This is a genomic window from Dyella silvae (genome assembly GCF_026421305.1).
GTDB lineage: Bacteria > Pseudomonadota > Gammaproteobacteria > Xanthomonadales > Rhodanobacteraceae > Dyella > Dyella silvae.
On sequence record NZ_JAPJBQ010000002.1, the window covers coordinates 437,914 to 454,403 of the forward strand.

13 protein-coding genes are annotated in these 16,490 nt (G+C 64.8%); 11 read left to right on the forward strand and 2 right to left on the reverse strand.

The genetic code is table 11. The features are described from left to right. Window positions 1–38 precede the first annotated feature (38 nt). The 3 genes from OQE56_RS06205 to OQE56_RS06215 are packed head-to-tail and all read left to right on the forward strand — an operon-like array spanning window position 39 to window position 8,225. Window positions 39–6,101 (forward strand): Hpt domain-containing protein, encoded by a 6,063-nt coding sequence (locus OQE56_RS06205; protein WP_267222593.1) that lies wholly within the window; start codon window positions 39–41, stop codon window positions 6,099–6,101. Beyond that, on the forward strand, window positions 6,094–7,752 hold the full coding sequence (locus tag OQE56_RS06210; protein WP_267222595.1) for a chemotaxis protein CheB: 1,659 nt from the start codon (window positions 6,094–6,096) through the stop codon (window positions 7,750–7,752). Before OQE56_RS06205 ends, OQE56_RS06210 begins: the two co-directional genes overlap by 8 nt. Continuing rightward, window positions 7,749–8,225, forward strand: coding sequence for a chemotaxis protein CheW (locus OQE56_RS06215; protein ID WP_267222596.1), 477 nt, complete (start codon window positions 7,749–7,751; stop codon window positions 8,223–8,225). The genes OQE56_RS06210 and OQE56_RS06215 overlap by 4 nt, the downstream gene beginning before the upstream one ends. Before the next feature lie 95 nt (window positions 8,226–8,320). Here OQE56_RS06215 and OQE56_RS06220 read toward each other — a convergent pair whose 3' ends face one another. After that, window positions 8,321–9,055, reverse strand: coding sequence for a 16S rRNA (uracil(1498)-N(3))-methyltransferase (locus OQE56_RS06220; protein ID WP_267222598.1), 735 nt, complete (start codon window positions 9,053–9,055; stop codon window positions 8,321–8,323). 173 nt (window positions 9,056–9,228) lie between these two features. On the opposite strand from OQE56_RS06220, the gene OQE56_RS06225 reads away from it, so the two are divergent. Further along, window positions 9,229–9,594 carry a hypothetical protein gene (locus OQE56_RS06225; protein ID WP_267222600.1) on the forward strand — a complete coding sequence of 122 codons (366 nt, stop codon included), beginning with the start codon at window positions 9,229–9,231 and terminating at the stop codon, window positions 9,592–9,594. 31 nt (window positions 9,595–9,625) lie between these two features. On the opposite strand, the gene OQE56_RS06230 is transcribed toward OQE56_RS06225, so the two are convergent. Then, window positions 9,626–10,987 carry an adenosylmethionine--8-amino-7-oxononanoate transaminase gene (locus OQE56_RS06230; RefSeq protein ID WP_267222602.1) on the reverse strand — a complete coding sequence of 454 codons (1,362 nt, stop codon included), beginning with the start codon at window positions 10,985–10,987 and terminating at the stop codon, window positions 9,626–9,628. Window positions 10,988–11,312: 325 nt separating this feature from the next. Between OQE56_RS06230 and gspN the strand changes: the two genes are divergently transcribed. The 7 genes from gspN (at window position 11,313) to OQE56_RS06265 (ending at window position 16,474) form a co-directional block, all read left to right on the forward strand. Next, a complete protein-coding gene (gene gspN / locus OQE56_RS06235) occupies window positions 11,313–12,098 on the forward strand; it encodes a type II secretion system protein N (RefSeq protein ID WP_267222605.1) in 786 nt (261 codons plus the stop codon). Beyond that, window positions 12,095–12,880, forward strand: a complete 786-nt coding sequence (locus tag OQE56_RS06240; RefSeq protein ID WP_267222607.1) for an inositol monophosphatase family protein — start codon at window positions 12,095–12,097, stop codon at window positions 12,878–12,880. The genes gspN and OQE56_RS06240 overlap by 4 nt, the downstream gene beginning before the upstream one ends. Before the next feature lie 9 nt (window positions 12,881–12,889). Further along, the gene (locus tag OQE56_RS06245) at window positions 12,890–13,234 is read left to right on the forward strand and encodes a hypothetical protein (RefSeq protein WP_267222610.1); all 345 of its coding nucleotides are present in this window, start codon (window positions 12,890–12,892) and stop codon (window positions 13,232–13,234) included. Window positions 13,235–13,253: 19 nt separating this feature from the next. Then, on the forward strand, window positions 13,254–13,811 hold the full coding sequence (gene nudE, locus OQE56_RS06250) for an ADP compounds hydrolase NudE (protein WP_267222612.1): 558 nt from the start codon (window positions 13,254–13,256) through the stop codon (window positions 13,809–13,811). Next, complete coding sequence (cysQ, locus tag OQE56_RS06255; RefSeq protein ID WP_267222614.1) at window positions 13,808–14,635, forward strand: 3'(2'),5'-bisphosphate nucleotidase CysQ; 828 nt, start codon at window positions 13,808–13,810, stop codon at window positions 14,633–14,635. The genes nudE and cysQ overlap by 4 nt, the downstream gene beginning before the upstream one ends. After that, window positions 14,632–15,444 (forward strand): nucleoside triphosphate pyrophosphohydrolase, encoded by an 813-nt coding sequence (gene mazG, locus OQE56_RS06260; RefSeq protein ID WP_267222616.1) that lies wholly within the window; start codon window positions 14,632–14,634, stop codon window positions 15,442–15,444. The genes cysQ and mazG overlap by 4 nt, the downstream gene beginning before the upstream one ends. A gap of 253 nt (window positions 15,445–15,697) precedes the next feature. After that, the gene (locus OQE56_RS06265; RefSeq protein WP_267222618.1) at window positions 15,698–16,474 is read left to right on the forward strand and encodes a DUF4097 family beta strand repeat-containing protein; all 777 of its coding nucleotides are present in this window, start codon (window positions 15,698–15,700) and stop codon (window positions 16,472–16,474) included. Window positions 16,475–16,490: the final 16 nt, after the last annotated feature.

Consider the following 16,490-nt stretch of genomic DNA (forward strand, 5'->3'; position numbering starts at 1 on the left):
TGCGTGACAAACGGTTACGTGGCCGCTGAGAGGGGCGCATGAGACTTCAAGACCACATCGATTTCACCACCCTGCAATGGGTCAAGCCCGAGCTCGACGAGACGCTCGCCCTGGCCCGCGAGGCGCTGGAATCCTATGTCGACAACCCGGGCAACCGGGATGCCATGCGCTCGTGCGCGGACAGCCTGCACCAAGTGCTGGGCACCTTGCGCATGGTCGAGCTGTACGGCGCGGCGATGGTGACCGAGGAGATGGAAACACTCTCCATCTCGCTGCTCGAGGACCACGTGGCCGATCGCGAAGAGGCCTATGCGGCCTTGATGCGCGGCCTGATGCAGTTGCCTGATTACCTGGAGCGTCTCTCCGGTGGTCATCGCGACGTGCCGGTGGTGTTGCTGCCGCTGCTCAACGACCTGCGCGCCAGCCGCGGCCAGCAGGCGCTGCACGAATCAGCGCTGTTTACGCCCAACCTCGACCTGGCCCTGCCGGCACACGCGCCGGCGGCGCTGCACGACGTCGTGTTCGAGCGTCAGCGCAGCGAAGTGGCCACCTTGCGCCTGCGGTTCCAGCAGCAGTTGCTGTCGTGGTTCCGTGGCCAGGGCAATGACCAGCAATTGGCTGGCATGATCCAGACCCTGGATGCGATTACCGCGCGCTGCCACAGCGTGCCGGGTCGTCGTCTGTGGTGGATTGCAGCCGGCGTGCTCGAAGGCATGCAACAGGGCCCGCTGAAGAGCCAGGCTAACGAAGTGCGCCAGCTGATCGGCAAGGTGGATCGCAGCATCCGCCAGCTGGTCGAGCACGGCGAGGCTAGCCTGCGTGGCGGCGACGCCGATGAACTGGCGCGCAAACTGCTTTATGTGGTGGGTCAGGCCCGACAGGGCAGTCCGCGCATGGAACAGCTGCGTCAGACCTATGCGCTCGATGCACTGCTGCCCGAAGCGGGTGAGATCGAGCACGCGCGTGGCTCGATGGCTGGCCACAACCGGGCGTTGCTCGACTCGGTGGCCAAAGCGCTCAAGGATGACTTGCTGCGCGTCAAGGAGTCGCTCGACCTGTTCCTGCGCCAGACCGATGCCGACCCGGCACAGCTGGCCAATCAGACTGAAATTCTCGAACGCGTGGGCGATACGCTGGGCATGTTGGCCCTGGGCGTGCCGCGCCGCGTGGTCAACGAACAGCGCCGGGTGCTGGAAGAGATCGCCAGCCGCGTGCGTGCGCCCGACGAAGAGCTGCTGCTCGACGTGGCCGGTGCGTTGCTCTATGTGGAAGCGTCGCTGGACGACCACATCGAAAGCCTGGGTGCCGACGAAGAAAGCGCGCCCGAAAACGCCACCAGCATGCTGCCGCGCAGCGAAGCCCGCCATATCCTCGCCACGCTGATGCACGAGGCCACCGCCAACACCGGCAAGGTGAAGGAGGCCATCGTCGCGTACGTGGAATCCGGCTGGCAGCCGCCGCAGCTGGCCGACGTAGGCGCCTTGATGGATGAGGTGGCCGGCGCCATGCGCATGCTGTCCGCGCCGCGTCCCGCCGAGCTCGCTGAAGGTATCGGCCGTTTTGTCGGCAACGAGTTGCTGGCGGATCGCCGCGTGCCCAGCAGCGCCCAGATGGATCATCTGGCCGATGCACTCGCTGCGCTCGAGTACTACCTCGAGGCGGCGCGCGAACATCGTGGCGGCCTGGAACATATCCTGGACGTGGCCGAACACAGCCTCAGCACGCTGGGCTACTGGCCGCCGCCGGCTGCGCGCGCACCCGCCCCGGAAGATTGGGACGAGGCGCCCGAGCACATTGCCAAGGCGACCGACGCGGCACTGGCTGCTGCGCTTGCCAGCCAACCGGAGCTCAGCGAAAGCGTCAGCCTCGCACATGGCGACGACCTGTCGGGTCTGATCGTCGGCAGCATTGATACGACGCCATCCGAAGCCCATGAAATAACCGGTCTGCGCCTGGCCGACACGGAGCGAGTCAGCCCGCAGGAAGTGCTGCAGGGCGGCGACGAAGACTGGGTCGAGATCGAAGAAGAAATCTTCGAGCAGGTGCCCGTGTCTGGTAGCGCGTCGATCGACGCAGGGTTCCAGTCCAGCACGGCCGGCATAGACGACGACATCCGCGAGATCTTCCTGGAGGAAATGCAGGAAGAAATCGACAGCCTGCATGCGGCCCGTCAGTCCTGGCTGGCCGACACGCAGCACCTTGAAGCGCTGACACCCATCCGTCGTTCCTTCCATACCCTTAAGGGTTCCGGCCGCCTGGTCGGCGCCACGATGCTGGGCGAGTTCTCGTGGAAGATCGAGAACATGCTCAACCGCGTGCTCGATCAGTCGGTTCCGCCGACCGAAGGCGTGCGGGATGTGGTGGTGGCTGCCATCGACGCGTTGCCGCAGTTCCGCGCTGCATTGATGGGTGAGGGTGTGCTGACGGCGCCGCTCGCGGCCATCATGGACACCGCCGAGCGCCTTTCCGCAGGTCAGGAAGACGCACGCATTGCCGACGTGGCGCCGGCCGCCACCGAGACGGTGCGCCGCGTGGTGCGCCGTCGCGTGCCGCGCATCGATGCCGCGGCGGCCACGATTCCCAGCGCCAGCCTTGCCGATATCGAAACGACGCCGATGGAAACCGCGGCGCCGGTGTTCGAGGCGATTCATGCGCCAGTGATGCCGCCGATCGATCCGGTGTTGCTGGAGATTCTGCGCAGCGAAGTGGCGCAGTACCTCTCCACCATTCGCACGGCCATCAACCGCGTCAGCGGTGAGTTGCGCGTGGATGACGGCTTGCTGCGTGCGGTGCACACCTTGCACGGCGCCATTGCGATGGTCGACGTGCCGCTGCTGACCCAGCTGCTTTCGCCGCTGGAAAGTCTGCTCAAGCGTCTGCGTGCCGCCAGCCTGCCGCTGTCGACCGAGGGCGTGCATTTGCTCGGCCAGAGTGCCGACGCCGTCGATCACGTGATGGCGCAGTTCGATGCGCCGTCGCCGCAGCTGCCGGATCTCGACCATCTGATCCAGCGCCTGACCGAGCTGCGCGACAGCCAGCCCGAGCCGCAGGTCGCGCACGTCCTGTTCGAGCCGCATGCGGAGGACATGGACGAAGCGCCTGCCGCTGCTGTGGCCGACACCTCGCACGAAGAGGCGCTGGCTGCGTCGCTCGACGCTGCGCTGTTGACGGCGCACGGTCACGACGCGACAGAAGAACCCGTGGCTACCGCCCCGGCCACTGCCGAAACCGACAGCTACGCCGACGAGCTCCTCGCAGCGCTCGGCGAGTTCGATCTCGACGCCCATCTGCCCGCTGCCGATCAGATGCCGGTGAGCCACGTTGCCGACGCGGCACCGGTGGCGGCCCCGACGGCTGAAGAGGATGAGTTTGCCGCGGTCTATGCGGAACTCCTCGGCGAAGCCGAGTCGCTCGAGCTGGGTACCAAAGAAGACGGCGTCGACGAGCCGGTCGAGCATGTGGTCACCCACGAGCTCGAAATCGAGGAACTCACACTGGCCGACGAGCCCGTGGAGGCCGCACACCACCTGCTCGCCGACGACGTCGAAGAAGTCGTTGTGGGTCCCGTGGTCGAGCACGATGCCGATGTCGCGGAAGCGGCCGAGGAAATCGTGGAGCCGGTGGCCGAGATCATCGAGCCGGTAGCAGAGACCATCGAACCGGCGTCCGAAACCATCGAGCCGCTCGTCGCCGAGCCCACGCCCTTCGCGCCTCACGATGTGGAAGAGAGCGAGCACCTGCTCGAACTCGGCCAGATCGACCCCGACCTGCTGGAAATCTTCGTCGAAGAAGCTCGCGAGATTCTGGATCACTCCGACGGTGTGCTTGCCCAGTGGCGAGCAGAGCCGATGGCAACCCAGTATCTCGGCGAACTGCTGCGCGACTTGCACACGCTGAAGGGTGGCGCGCGCATTGCCGGTCTGGTGCCGGTGGGCGATCTCACCCACGCCATCGAAACCGCGCTGGAAAAACCGCTGCAGGCCAATTCGGCGCCTGTCGGTCAGCTGATTGCGGCGCTCGAGGCAGGCTTCGACAAGCTGCACGGTCTGGTTCAGTGCGTATCGCAGGGCCGTCCGGTGCCGTATCCGCAGGCGATGATCGATCGCTTCCTGGCGATGGCCGGTGAAACCGGGCACGCGACGCCGGCCGCCGCGCCGGTGTCTGCCACGGTGCTGCCGTTCCCCGAGCGTGCGGCGTTGCTGCCGGAACTCCTGCCGGAAGAGCGCGACGAAGCGGCCAGCACGCCGCAGGAACAGATCCGCGTTCGCGCCGAACTGCTCGACACGCTGGTGAACCACGCCGGCGAGGTGGCGATCTACCGTTCGCGTCTCGAACAGCAGGTGGCCGGCTATCGCTTCAACCTGGTCGAACTCGACCAGACCGTGCAGCGTCTGCGTAGCCAGCTGCGCATGCTGGAAATCGAAACCGAAGCGCAGATCATCGCGCGCTTCCAGCGTGAGCATCGCGAAGCGGGCATGGCGGTGTTCGATCCGCTCGAGCTCGATCGCTTCTCACAGCTGCAACAGTACTCGCGTGCACTGGCCGAATCGGTATCCGACCTTGTGTCCATTCAGGGCATGCTCGACGAACTGACGCGCCAGGCGGAAACGCTGCTGATCCAGCAGTCGCGCGTAAGCTCGGAGCTGCAGGAAGGTCTGCTGCGCACCCGCATGCTGCCGTTCGACACCATGGTGCCCAACCTGCGCCGCACGCTGCGGCAGGCCGCGCAGGAAGAAGGCAAGAGCGCCCAGTTGTACGTGGAAGGCGCGCATGGCGAAATGGATCGCAACCTGCTCGACCGCATCAAGGCACCGTTCGAGCACATGCTGCGTAACGCTGTCGCGCACGGTATCGAGTCGCCGGACGAACGCCGCAAGGCGGGCAAGTCGGCCGAAGGCTCCGTCCGCATCCGCGTCGCGCGTGAAGCCACCGAAGTGGTGGTGCGCGTAACGGACGACGGCCGCGGCCTGAATCGCGACGCTATCCGCAAGCGCGGCATCGAGCGTGGCATGATTCGCTCCGACACGCGTATCAGTGACGACCAGGTGCTTGCGCTCATCACGCAGCCCGGGTTCTCTACGGCCAGCACCGTCACCCAGCTTGCTGGCCGTGGCGTGGGCATGGACGTGGTGGCGAATGAAATCAAGCAGCTCGGCGGTTCGCTGTCGATCGAATCCAGGGCGGGCGAAGGCACCACCTTCGTGCTGCGCCTGCCGTTCACCCTCGCGGTGACGCAGGCCATCCTGGTGCGCATCGGTGAATCGACCTTTGCCATCCCGATGACCTCGGTACAGGGCGTGGCCCGCATCAGCCCGTCCGAACTGGCCGAGCGCCTGGCGGAGCCGGAGCCGTCGTTCCCGTATGCCGGCGACACCTATGACATCCACGATCTGGCCGAACTGCTCGGCATTGTGGGCAGCCATGCAGGTGACGAAGAGCAGCTGCCGCTGTTGCTGACCCGCGCGGGTGATCTGCGTGCGGCGATCCGCATCGATGCGGTGATCGGTTCGCGCGAAATCGTGGTGAAGTCCGTCGGCCCGCAGATCAGCTCGGTGCCGGGCATCCTCGGCGCCACCATCATGGGTGACGGCTCGGTGCTGATCATTCTCGATCTCGCTCCGCTGGTGCGCCATGGCGTCGTCCGACGTCAGCAGCGTCTGGAGGAAGGCCTCAGCGCCGTGGCGACGCCGGTGGTGGAAGAGACGCGCGTGCGTCCGCTGGTGATGGTGGTCGACGACTCGATCACCATGCGCAAGGTCACTGGCCGCGTGCTGGAGCGCCACGAGTACGAAGTCGCGACCGCGAAGGACGGTGTCGACGCCATCGAGAAACTGCACGAACGTGTGCCGGACCTGATGCTGCTCGACATCGAAATGCCGCGCATGGACGGTTACGAGCTGGCCACGCACATGAAGGCCGATCCGCGACTGAGTGGCGTGCCGATCATCATGATCACCTCGCGTACCGGCGATAAGCACCGTCAGCGTGCCTTCGATATCGGCGTGGATCGTTACCTCGGCAAGCCTTACCAGGAAGCCGAATTGCTCGCGCAAATCAGCGAGGTGCTGGAGCAGCGCATCACGGAGTCGTTCAATGGCTGAAACGGCGACTGCGGTAGCGCTGCTGTTTGACGATGTCGAGCTGGGTGGTCAGCTGCGCGATGCACTGCGGGAGCGTGGGGCGCGGATCGTGCACGAAGGTGCACTGTCCACCCTGAGTCGGCAGATGATCGACAGCACGGGCGCCGAAGTATTGGTGGTGAATCTCGACGACGATGCCGCCGACGACCTGGATCGCCTCTACGAGGTGATCGATGGCGATCATCCGCGCGTAGTGTTCAACGATGCTGCAGCCAGTTGTGCGCTGGGCGGCTGGGATCGCGCGCGCTGGGCGCGTCATCTCGCGGTGAAGGTGATGGCGCAAGGCGATCTCGATCCGCCGCGCCCTCAGAACGCGCCTGCCGTGCCCGAAGTGGAAGAGCACGAACTCAGCGCCGGCCACACCGATATGCCGCCGCTTCCAGCCTTTGCGATGCAAGACATGGAGGCGGTGCCGGTGGTGGAACACGTCGCTGTAGCGATGCCGAGTGCCCACATCGCCGAGGTGCAATCGGAAACGCTGGCCGCCGAACTCGAAGCGCTGCTGGCTGCGGATGAGCCTGCGGCGGCGGAAGACGATTTCGGCTCCGGACTCAAATTCAACGCGGAGGACGACTTGCCTCCGCTGCATGACGGCCACTTTGGTGTCGACACCTTTGTCACGCAGGGGCCCGCACCCATCGAGGTAGCGCCGCAGGAAACGGCGGTTCGCGCGATGCCGTCGTTCCAGCTCGATCATCTGGCGCTTGCGCCGATCGACGAATCGTTCATGCCGCCGGTAGCGGCGAGTGTCGACATCGAAGAAAAATCGCAATCCGCTTTCCAGGCGGCGTCGAGCTGGTCGCTGGTCGACGAAGAAGAAGCGCCGCCGCCGGTACCGGCAGCGGAGCGATCGGCGGACTTTGGCGTCGAAAAACTCAGTGCCGCGGAATACCTCGCGCCGGAAGGCGGCGACGAATTGGCCTCGTTCATCCAGCCGGGCATGACCCTGGAGCTGGTGTCGATCGAAGAAGCCATCGCTCCGAAGTCGGTCTACGAGGGCGGCAACGAAATGGTGCTTGAGGGTCTCGACAGTGCGATCAGTCGCCTGGTCGTGCTTGGTGCCGCGGCGGACAGCGTCGAGGCGGTCTGCGCCTTCCTGTCGCATTTGCCGGCCGATCTGCGCACAGCCGTGCTGCATGTCCAGCATCTGGGCGGCAACTCGGTGGAATCCCTTTCCGATACCCTGGCCATGCACAGCGGCTTGCCCGTGCGAGTGGCCGAGCCGGGTGCGCGCGCGCGTACCGGCGAGGTGCTGGTGGTGCCTGCCGGCCAGCAGGTGCGGGTGTATCGCGATGGGCGCATCGAGCTACAGCCGCTTAATGGTCAGGATGTACAGAGCTCGCCGATCGATGCCAGCTTTACCATGGCGGCCAACGTATTTGGCCGCAATGCGCAGGCGATCGTGTTTGCCGGCCACGCCAACGATGCGCTGGGCGGTTGCCAGGCGATCCATGATCGTGGCGGCCAGGTGTGGGTGGAGGCGTCGACCGACGGCCACTTCGCCGACATGGTGCATGGCATCGAAGCCGAGCGTTTGAACAGTTATTCCGGCACGCCTGCTGAACTGGCGGCGCGCCTGGTCGAAGAGATGTCGATGGAGGGCCGCCGATGAGCGAACTACCGCTACCCCGTGAAATTCGTTGCGTGCTGGTACCGGTCGGCAACCTTCGTTTGTTGCTGCCTAACGCCACTGTCGCCGAAGTGATCACGCTGCCCACACCCGAACCGGTGGAAGGGGCGCCGGCGTGGTTGCTGGGTCGTATCGCATGGCGTGGCTGGCGTGTGCCGCTGCTGTCGTTCAACGCGCTGGCGGGTGCTGGCGAAGGGGACAGTGAGCAGTCGGTGCGCGTGGCCGTGCTGAAGGCATTAGGCGGTCACGCCGATCTGCCGTTTATTGCGGTGGTGACTCAGGGCTTCCCGCGCCTGACCACGCTCAATGCCGAGCTGATCATTCCGACCCACGATGGCGCGCCGTTGCCGCCAGGCGTGCGTGCACAGGTGCTGGTGCGCGATGACATCGCGGTGATTCCGGATCTGGAAGGCATCGAAGCTGAGTTGATCGGGTTGCTCGATCTCGCGAGCTGAGCCCAGCAGCGCTCAACCTTTCGCTCCCTCTCCCCTCCGGGGAGAGGGCTGGGGTGAGGGGCGGGTGCTCGCGACAACGCTACATCAGCGCCACGTCAAACATCCCCATGCAAAGCCTGCAGCGCCGCCAGCGCCGCAAGCCCCGCCGTTTCCGTCCGAAGAATGCGTGGCCCGAGCCGCAAGCCGATAAAGCCGGCGTCGGTGAGCGCCGCGGTATCGCGCTGACCCAATCCACCTTCCGGGCCCACGACAAGCAAGCCGCCAGCCGGCGTAAAGGAAAGTTCGGCCGGTCGCTGCGTGCCTTCAGGCAGCAAGGCCAGGCGCAGCGCGCCATCGGCGGGCAAAGCGCGCAACCACTGTTCCAACGGAATGGCGGGCACCACCTCCGGCAGCCGGGCGCGCCCACTTTGCTCACACGCGCTGGCGGCCACGGCGCGCCAGTGCGCCAGGCGCTTCTCCGCCCGTGCGGCATCAAGCTTCACTTCGGAGCGCTCCGTGAGCAGCGGCACGATGCGGGCAACGCCAAGTTCGGTGGCCTTCTGCACGATCAGGTCCATCTTCTCGCCGCGGGCCACGCCCTGCGCCAGGGTCAGTGGCAACGGCGATTCATTGTCGACGGCTTGTGAAGACTGCACTTGCACCGTTACGTCACGTTTGCCGACCGCCTGGATGACCGCCGGGTAGTCGCAGCCGTCCCCGTTGAACAGGATGATGCCATCGCCCGCTGCGAGCCTCAGCACGCGAGCCACATGTTCGCCGGCCTGCGCGGGCAGGCCCAGTTCCAGACCGGCGGCGAGGGGTTGGTCCACGTGTATGCGAATGGTGCGCATGAAGCGTTTCATACCTGTCGAAACGGAAAGCATAACGGACCGGCGCAGCGCCGTCCGGGCGCTTTGCGCGGCGATACCTGAACGAGCGACCGGCCGCCTGGGAGCCTGAATTGCCTGCCGGCCCGTGTCGGCGCAGGATGTGATTTGTCCCCACTCATCCCCGGAGGTGGATCATGAACAAAACCACCCACACGTCGCTTCTGATTCTGCTACTCGCACTGGGTGTCAGTTCGGTCGCGGCAGCCCAAAGCACGCAGCCCCCGTCGGCCCCGGCGCCTGACAGCAAGATGATGAAGGCTCTGCCGGAAGGGCAAGTCAGCGCCAATGAGGCGACACCAAGCCAGCGGCAAGTACCGCCGAGGCCGGGCGACCGCGCTTGCCTGCAAACCACGGGCAGCCTGATTCCGGCGAAGCCGGGTACCTGCCTGCCGGTGCATGGCAACAGCTATACCAGCCAGGACATCAAGAACACCGGACAGATCGACACGGCGCGGGCACTGCAGCAGCTCGATCCCAGTATTTCCGTTCGCGGCCATTAAGCCATCGAGCGGGCGTCGGCGGGCCGCCTTCTCAGGCGGCGACGGCGCGTTCGATACCGCTGATGGCCGTGTCCACCAGGTGGTCGATTTCCTGCGTGTTGATGACGTAGGGCGGCATGAAATAGATCACGTCGCCCAGCGGGCGTAGCAGTGCGCCGTTGGCGAGGCCGTGCAGGTAAACACGCAGCCCACGCCGTTCCGCCGCAGGGAACGGCGTGCGGCTGCTTTTGTTTGCGACCAGTTCGACCGCGGCGATCATGCCGGTCTGACGAACATCGGCCACGTGCGGATGATCCCTTAGCGGTGCGAGACGGCTGGCAAGATGCTCGGCCAGCGCGCGGTTGCGCTCCAGCACCGGTTCGTCGTGGAAGATCTTCAGCGTTTCCAGCGCAACCCGGCACGCAAGCGGATTGCCTGTATAGCTGTGCGAATGCAGAAACGCCTTGCCTGCGCTGTATTCGGCGTAGAACGCCTCATAGATCTGCGTCGTGGTGAGCACGGCCGACAGGGGCAGGAAGCCGCCGGTGAGCCCCTTGGAGAGGCACATGAAATCAGGTGACACCTGTGCCTGCTCGCACGCAAACAGTGTGCCGGTGCGGCCGAAGCCCACGGCGATTTCGTCGGCGATGAAATGCACCTGATACTCGTCGCAAAGCGCGCGCAGGCCGGCGAGATAGTCTGGGTGGTACATGCGCATACCGCCGGCGCACTGCACCAAAGGCTCAACGATGACTGCGCAAACTTCGTGCGCGTGTTGCTCCAGCAACTGACGCAGTTCTGTGAGGCGGCGCTGCGCCAGCTCGGACGGTGTTTCGCCGGGCTGCGCTTCATACGTGTCAGGTGCTGGCGCAAGAAAAGGAGTGAGCAGCAGCGGCGCATACGTCTTGCGATAAAGCGCCACGTCGCTGACCGACAATGCACCCAGCGTTTCGCCGTGATAACTGCCGGTAAGCGCGATGAAGCGTGTCTTCTCGCCGTGACCCTGGTTGAGCCAGTAGTGGAAGCTCATCTTCAGCGCCACTTCGATCGCGGCCGAGCCGTTGTCGGCATAGAACACGCGATCCAGTCCCGGCGGCGTGACGCGCACCAGTTCTTCGGCAAGAGCGACGGCGGGTTCGTGCGTGAAGCCGGCAAAGATCACGTGTTCCAGCGTGCGTGCCTGATCCGCCAGGGCAGCGGCGATGCGCGGATTAGCGTGGCCAAACAGGTTGGTCCACCACGAACTGATGCCATCCAGATAGCGGCGCCCATCGGTGCCGATCAGCCAGGCGCCCTCACCGCGGGCGATGGGCACCATCGGCACCGTCTGGTGGTCATGCATCTGTGTACAGGGATGCCACAGGCGGCTCAGGTCACGACGCACCAGCGCGTCGGCAGCGGGGAGAGTGTTCATCGGGCTATGATCGGGGTTTTAGGCGCTCCTGCTCAAGATAAGGCAACACTGATGAAGTATCGCCGTTGTCATGATGCCTGGAAGGCTCACAGACGCGCGCGCGTGGCCGTCTTGCCAAGCCACGCGCGCGCGTCTGTGAGCCTTTCAGGCATCACCCCATCTAATGAATGATATATGCGGGGCCGTCCCTGTCTGCCCACATCTCTTCGGGGCGTCGACTCGACAGACGGCCAGTCTGCCTTCGCCGTCGCCCCTGTGATCTGCAGGCAGACAGGGACGGTGACAATGGCGATACTTCATCAGTGTTGCCTTAAGGGATGCTGGTTTGAAGTATTGGCGTGCTGCATTGTTCGGTGTGCTGGCCCTGGCGGCGCTTGGTTTGCTGCTGTTGTGGTACTTGCCCGCCCGCTGGGTGATGCCGCTGTTGGCGTCGCGCCTGAATGGCGTGCGCCTTGAAGAGGTAAGCGGCCCGTTGTGGGACGGCCGGGCTGGCCAGGTCATCTCCGCCAAAGGCTCCGATCTCGGGCGGGCCAACTGGCAGCTGTCGCGTCGCGCGCTGCTGGGGGACAACCGGCTCCACTTCGAACTGCATGGTCCCCGCATCGAGTTCAGTGGCAGCATGACCGGGGCGAATGCCGCCGACGCGCAGTGGACGGACGTCCATATGCGCCTGGATCTGGAGGTGCTGGCAGCCCAACTCACACTGCCCACAGGGCAGCCGCGAGGCACGCTGGAAATGACAGCGAGCAAGGTTCAACTGCACGGCGGCTGGCCCTTGACCCTCGATGCACGGGGGCACTGGATGGATGCGATGGTGCTTACACCACGTCAGGGTGAGATACCGTTGGGCACGCTGCAATTGTCGCTGCATGCCAGTAATGGTGTGATCGAAGGACATCTGGCCGACAGCGGTCAGGGGCCGCTGCGGATCGATGGACGCCTGCAACTTAGCCCACTGGCCCGGCGGTTCACCGCTGTGGCTGCGTCCAGAGGGAATGCTCCAGCCTTACAGCGATGGCTATCGGGATTTGGCGCGACCGATGCGGATGGTGTCACCCACATCAACTACAGCGGTGGCCTGGCGGCCGCCGTGCCCGGGGGAAAGTCATGAGTGATCTGGATCTGCCAAAGGCCCTCGTGGCCGCGCGCGAAGCTGCTGAAGCGGCGGCCGAGGTGATTCGGCATTACTGGCGGCGCGGCGTGGATGTCGAGATCAAGAGCGACGATACGCCCGTCACCGTCGCCGATCGCGAGGCCGAACTGGCGATCCGGAAGGTGCTGCAGCAGGCGCTTCCACAGGCGTCCATTTATGGCGAGGAATTCGGCCGAGACGACAACAATCACGAACTTCTGTGGATGGTTGATCCACTGGATGGCACCAAGAGCTTCGTGCGCCGCACGCCGTTCTTCTCCACGCAGATTGCGCTGATGCATCGCGGCGAGTTGGTGCTGGGCGTGTCGAGTGCGCCCATCTATGGCGAAACCATGTGGGCCAGCGCCGGTGGCGGCACGTGGTTCGAGGGCGAACGCGTTCACGTGGCAGCGACCGGTGAGATGGCGAAAGCGTCGCTTTCGACCGGCAACATCAAGACACTGACGAAAGATGCCCGCTGGGATGCGTTGGGGGCGATGATCCGCGACAGCAATCGCATCCGCGGCTACGGCGATTTCTGCCATTACCACTTGCTCGCGCGGGGCAGCCTGGATCTGGTGATCGAATCGGATGTGAATATTCTCGACATCGCTGCGCTGGCCGTTATCGTGCGCGAGGCCGGCGGCGTGTTCACCGATATCCAGGGCAACGCGCTGACGCTTGATACCACCAGCGTGTTGGCAGGAACGCCGGCCATCCACGCACAGGCGCTTGCGCGCTTTTCATCGGCCCATCATTGAGGCGCACCCATGGAAGGACTGGCCACGTTCTATAGTTTGCTGCTGGGCAACGCGCCGATGTTCGTCGTAGCCATCATCGGCATCGCGTTGTCGGCCGTGCTCTGGCCCGCCGCCCCAAAGGCCGCGCTGCTGATACTGAGCGCCTGCGTGCTCGAGTTCGTGATCACGATAGCCAACGCCGCGATGTATGGCTGGTATCTGCCACATGCCACGCAAAATGGCGGTTTCTCAAGCGTACGGTGGCTCATGACCGGCTGGGGTGTGGCCGCGAGCCTGGGCCATGCCATGGCATTCGGCCTGCTGTTCTGGGGTGCGTTTACCGGCCGTCGGCACGCTCGGGCGGCTGTCCGCTAAGCCGCGCTACAATCGCCCGATGCGCAAACCACCGATCATTCATGCCACCAGAGACGTTCGCGATAGCAGCTTTCTGCGCGTCGAGCAGCTCGACCTCGAGTTTTCCAACGGGGAGCGCCGTACCTATGAGCGGCTGAAGGGCGGCGGCATGGGCGCGGTCATCATCGTTCCCATGATCGACAACGAGACGGTGCTGCTGGTGCGCGAGTACGGCGCCGGCGTGGGCCGTTACGAACTCAGTCTGCCCAAGGGCAGACTGGATCGCGACGAAACCGTGGAGCAGGGCGCTGATCGCGAGCTCAAGGAAGAAATCGGTTACGGCGCGCGCAAGCTCAAGATTCTGCACAACCTGTCGCTGTCGCCTTCCTACATGACCCATATGGCGCATGTCGTGCTGGCGCAGGATCTGTATCCCGAACGGCTGGAAGGCGACGAGCCCGAAGAGTTGGAAGTGGTTCCGTGGAAGATGGCCGACCTGCATAAGCTGGTGGGCCGCGACGACGTGACCGAAGGCCGTTCCATTGCCGCCCTTTTCATGGCCCGCGAGTATCTCGCCGGCCGGTTTTTTCCGACATGACGCATCCTTCTCTCCCCGTGCTGCTGCAACAGGTGGCGGCCATTGCCCGCGATGCCGCCGAAGCCATCCTGGTGGTCTACGGCGAAGACTTCGAAGTGGAGCGCAAGCTCGACCATTCCCCCGTCACCGCAGCCGACCTCGCCGCGCAGCGTGTGATCGCGGCCGGGCTGACGCAGCTCGAAGGCGACCTGCCGGTGGTTTCGGAGGAAGCGCGTGCCGCGCCCTGGTCACAGCGCCAGGAGTGGCAGCGCTACTGGCTGGTGGATCCGCTCGATGGCACGCGCGAGTTCATCAAGCGCAATGGCGAGTTCACCGTGAACATTGCGCTCATCGACGATCATCAGCCGGTGCTTGGCGTGGTGCTGGCGCCAGTGACGGGCGTGCTGTATGCCGCTGCACGCGGTCATGGAGCCTGGATGCAGGCCAGCGCTGGCGAAGCCTGGCAGCGCATCGGCACACGCGTATTGGCAGAGCCTCCGGTGGTGGCGGGTAGCCGCTCGCATGGTGGCTCCGGTACCGCGCTGCTGCAGCAGTTGATTGGTGACGGCTACCAGTCGACGCCGCTGGGGTCTTCATTGAAGTTCTGTCTGGTGGCGCAGGGCGCGGCGGACGTCTATTTGCGTCGCGGCGCCACCAGCGAGTGGGATACCGCCGCCGCCCAGAGCGTGGTGGAGGAGGCGGGCGGCGCTGTGCTCGATCTGGCGGGGGAACCCTTGCGCTACAACCGTGGCGACTCGCTGATCAATCCCGAATTCATTACGGTGGGCGACACCTCGATCGACTGGAAGGCACGCCTGCTCGCTGCCGACCTGGACGCCTTATGAGCGAAACGAAGCGGCACAGCCTGGACGATCTGTTGGCGATCATGGCGCGTCTGCGCGATCCGCAAAACGGTTGCCCGTGGGATGTGCAACAGGATTTCTCCACCATCGCGCCATACACCATCGAGGAAGCTTACGAGGTAGCGGACGCCATCGATCGCAAGGACTGGCACGATCTGCGCGATGAACTGGGCGACCTGCTGCTGCAGGTGGTGTTTCACGCGCAGATGGCCAAGGAATCCGGACTGTTCGAGTTTGCCGATGTGGCGCATGCCATCAGCGACAAGATGGTGCGCCGCCACCCGCACGTGTTCGGCGACGAGAGCTACGACGATCTCGATGCGCAGAAACAGGCGTGGGAAGACATCAAGACCGCCGAGCGCGCAGCGAAGGGCGAACAGCATGATGCCAGCGCGCTTGCCGGCGTATCGCACGGACTGCCGGAATGGAAGCGCGCGCTGAAGCTGCAGGAGCGCGCGGCCAAAGTCGGCTTCGACTGGCCCGACGAGCAGCCCGTGCTCGACAAGCTGTTGGAGGAGGTCGGCGAGGTACGCGCCGAGTTCGCCAACGGGCGTGATCGCCAGCGCCTGCAGGATGAGATTGGCGACGTGTTGTTCGTGGTGGTGAATCTGGCGCGTCACGCCGGCGTGGATTTTTCGCAGGCGCTGCGCCACGCCAACGCCAAGTTCGAACGCCGCTTCCGCCACATGGAGGCGTTGGCGACCGCCGAGGGCAAGCCATTGCCCGAACGTGATCTGATGAGTCAGGAAGCGCTGTGGCAGCAGGCCAAGCGCCATGAGAGCGCCGGCTGAGGCCTGCGAGCGCCTGGAAAAAGGAGGCACGGGCTCTGGGGTTCCCGTGCCTCAGGACAGGGCGCTCCTATCACGACCGCGCCGATGCATTTCTTCTAGTTATAGTCAGGTGACGACCATCGACCTTCTCGAGGGGCGTGGTGCCTCAAACGTCGTTCGCGCGGTCGCGTTGACGAGGAAAGCGGGCGAGGGCTCTAAACCTTTTGCCTGCCCGCCTCATCTCACTCTTCGTCCGATCAATGAGGAGCCCGTTATGCGCCGTCTGTTCCTAGCCGCTCTGTTGTTTGCCCCGCTGGTTTCGCACGCCGATGAGTGCAAGTACCAGGCGCCCCGCAATCTCACGCTGGACCTTGCCGGGGTACGCGAGGTGCAAGTGGATCTGCACAGCTACGACCTCCACCTCAACGGCGACGGCGGGACAAAGGGTGGCACCGTGACCGGGCGCGCCTGTGCATCGGATCCCAAATTGCTGGACGAGCTGGTGGTCACGCAACGGCGCGAAGGCGATCGCTTGATCGTCGAAGCCGGCAGCGAGCATCACATGAGCGTCAGCCTATTCATGCACAGCTCCACCAGCCTGAAGCTGGACATGCAGCTGCCCGCGCAAATGCCGGTGGTGCTCAACGTGGGTTCCGGCGACGCCTCGGTCACCGGCGTGCAGAGCCTGCAGACCAAAGTGGGCTCGGGCGATCTCCATGTCCACAAAATCGCCGGTGCGTTCGCGATGAGTGTGGGTTCGGGCGTCGTGGAAGTGAATGACGTGGGTAGTCTCGATGTCGGCTCGGTCGGTTCAGGCGATCTGAAGGTCGATGGCGTGCGTGGCGATGCCCGTGTCGGCAGCGTGGGTTCGGGCGATGTCACCATCCGCGCCGTCACGGGCGGCGTTCGGGTGGATACCTTGGGCTCGGGTGATCTGCGCGTACGCGATGTGCATGGTGATTTCTCGGTGGGCGCGAAGGGCAGCGGTGACATCAGCCACTCGGGTGTGACGGGGAAGGTGAGTGTGCCGCGCGATCGTGGCGACGACTAAGAGTTACTCGCGAGAT